Here is a 3,184-nt window from a genome sequence, read left to right as displayed (position 1 = left end):
AAAATCGGCCGTGCGCCTGCGGCGGCCGCAGCCTGTCCGCTTTCTGCGGCAAGGGGATCAAGGCCGCAGCCCTTGCGGCTTATGCGGCTTTTCGCTAGGGTCTTTTTCTACATATTCCTTTTGTCCGGCACTGTGGCAAAGCGGAGCGTTATATTCAGCCGCATACCATACCAAGTATACTCCCGCGGCCCGGCTCCGTCTTTCCCGCTGCCGGTGCAAAACCACTATGAAAAACAGCCCCAGGCCGGGCGGAATACCGCTTTTTTCACCATACCACTAAAAAAACGCCCGGACGGCGCGTCGCCGTTATGCCGGGCTTACAGTCAGGAGCCTGCCATGCCCGCTGCCCGCACCATCGGTTCGCGTATCCGTGCCTTTCGCGAAGAGCGCGAGGTTGACCTCGAAAGCCTGGCCCAGAATACCGGCCTGGACCAGTGCTATCTGCAAAAGCTTGAAAGCGATGCCATCTATCCCAGCATCGGTCCCTTGCAGAAGGTAGCCCGCGCCCTCGGCGTGCGCCTGGGAACGTTTCTGGACGACCAGTTTACCCGTGACCCCATCATGGGCTGCATCCACGATTCGTGCGAGGGCGAAGAAGCCCTGCACACCGGTCGCATTCCGCGCCCCAGCTACACCTACCAGCCTTTGGGCAAGGGCAAGAACGACCGCAATATGGAGCCGTTCCATATCCGCATTTTTCCCGACACCGGCGAACGCAAAACCAGTTCGCATCAGGGCGAAGAATTCATTCTGGTGCTCAAGGGCGAACTGCTGGTTGTTTATGGCCGCGAAAACCATGTGCTCAAGCCCGGCGAAACCATCTACTATAACTCCATCGTTCCCCATTATGTAGGCGCGGCGGGCGATGAGCCGGTAGAAATTCTGGCCGTGGCCTATAACCCCTAGGCAGCCGCGCGGACAAGGTTTCTCGGGCGCCCTTGAGCGAAACAGGGCGCCCGCGACCGGGAATTGCCGCTGCCCGGCCCAAAACAGGCAAAATTTGACGCAGACCGGCGGACTATAAGGGCAAAGCCATCCAGCCGGTAACGCGCTTATTTTCCCGGACGGACTCACGGCGAAAAACGCATCCGCCCCGCCAAGGCACAGGAGAAAATATGGAAGAAAAAGTTCGCCAGCGCCAAGCCCAGTTTGAACTGCGCGAATGGACGCTGGGCCAGATTCTTGACCATACGGTAAGCCGATATCCCGACAGGGAGGCCCTTGTTTACGCCGACCGCGACTACCGCCAGACCTGGCGGGAATTCGGCGACATGGTGGACCGCTTCGCCAAGGGGCTGATGGCGCTGGGCATTCAAAAAGGCGAAAAGGTGGCCGTATGGGCCACCAACGTGCCGTACTGGGTGGCCCTGCAATTTGCCACGGCCAAGATCGGGGCCATACTGATCACGGTAAACACCAACTACCGCGAGCACGAGCTGCGCTATCTGCTCACCCATTCCGAGTGCGAAAACATTTTTCTTATCGACAGCGTGCGCGACCACGACTATCTGGAAACCCTGTACCGCATCGCGCCCGAACTGCGTGTGCAGGCCAGGCGTTCCCTTGTGTGCAACAGCCTGCCGCACCTCAAACGCGTCTGCTTTCTGGGCATGGAAAAACACCGGGGCATGTATTCCGTACCGGAAATACTCTCCCTGTCGGTCATGGTGGACGACGATGAATACAAGGCCCGGCAGGATTCGCTGCACCCCTGGGACGTCATCAACATGCAGTATACCTCGGGGACCACGGGCTTTCCGCGCGGGGTCATGCTTACCCATGTGGGCGTGGGCCTGAACGGCTACTGGATAGGACGCCACCAGAACTTCGGCCCTGAAGACAGGGTGTGCCTGCCTGTGCCGCTCTTCCACTGCTTCGGCTGCGTGCTGGGTGTTTCGGCCTGCGTCAACCACGGGGCCACAATGGTGATCCTTGAATCCTTCAATCCGCTCAAGGTGCTGGCCGCCGTGGACTCCGAGCGCTGCACGGCCCTGTATGGCGTGCCGACCATGTTTCTGGCGGAACTGGAGCACAAGCTCTTTCACCGTTTTGACATGTCGAGCCTGCGCACGGGCATCATGGCCGGGTCCGTCTGCCCCGAGCCGCTCATGCGCCGCGTCATTGACGACATGAACATGAAAGAGCTCACCATCTGCTACGGGCTTACGGAAGGCTCACCCGTCATGACCCAGTCCGATATTCACGACAGCCTGCAGCAGCGCTGCGAAACCGTGGGCTGCGCCATGCCCGGCATCGAAGTGCGTGTGGCCGATCCCGAAACCTGCGAAGAACTGCCGCGCGGTCAGGTGGGCGAAATTCTCTGCCGGGGCTACAATGTCATGAAGGGCTACTACAATATGCCCGAAGACACGGCGCGCACCATCAGCCCCGAAGGCTGGCTGCATTCCGGCGACCTCGGCGTTATGGACGAGCAGGGCTACCTGCGCATTACGGGCCGCATCAAGGACATGATTATCCGGGGAGGAGAAAACGTCTATCCGCGTGAAATAGAAGAATATCTCATGGGTATGCCCGGCGTGCTGGACGTGCAGGTGGTGGCAGTGCCAAGTTTCAAGTATGGCGAAGAGGTGGCTGCCTTCATTATTCCCCGCCCCGGCGTGGAAATCGGCCCGGAAGACGTGCGGGCTTTCTGCCGCGGCAAGATCGCCTGGTTTAAAATACCCAAATACGTCGCTGTAATAAGTGGGTTCCCCCTGACGGCCAGCGGCAAGATACAAAAATACAAGCTGCGTGAGCAGGCCGCCCAGATGTGGCCTGAAGCCATGGAGCCGAAGCAGTAGGGCGCGTTTGCCCTGAATTCCGGCACGGCATTCAGGCCGTGCCGCGAAATGCCCGCAAGACGTTTTACGTCCGGCGGATGTTTCGCCACAAAAACTCCCGGCACGGTCTTATACCCCTGGCAGAGCATCCCCGCTTTGCATCGCAACGCCTACGGTCAGGCATCTTTGCCGCCCTCGGACTGCAATTGTGCCAAACCTCACGGCACAACATGAAAATGACCATGCCGGATGCAAAGGATCCTACGTGAACGATAAAGACTTTTCCTATGACGAACCGCTGTCCATGCCCGGCGCTCCTGTCTCTGGCGGTGGCGCGGCGCATGAGCATGCCCCGCAGAAAGAATCCGCCAGGGTGCAGTCCCCGGCCGAAAAGCCGGCTGCCG

General features: G+C 59.6%; 2 protein-coding genes. Both read left to right on the top strand.

From position 1 onward, the window contains the following. Positions 1-336 precede the first annotated feature (336 nt). Entirely contained in the window at positions 337-906 is a 570-nt protein-coding gene (locus tag V6C07_RS10385; RefSeq protein WP_333536389.1) for a helix-turn-helix domain-containing protein, read from the top strand. Between the two features lie 209 nt (positions 907-1,115). Continuing rightward, positions 1,116-2,801, top strand: coding sequence for an AMP-binding protein (locus tag V6C07_RS10380; RefSeq protein ID WP_333536387.1), 1,686 nt, complete (start codon positions 1,116-1,118; stop codon positions 2,799-2,801). The last annotated feature ends 383 nt before the right edge of the window (positions 2,802-3,184 follow it).

This window comes from Desulfovibrio sp. 1214_IL3152, from assembly GCF_036763055.1.
In the GTDB taxonomy this organism is placed as follows: domain Bacteria; phylum Desulfobacterota; class Desulfovibrionia; order Desulfovibrionales; family Desulfovibrionaceae; genus Desulfovibrio.
This window is presented reverse-complemented; position numbering and strand designations above follow the sequence as displayed.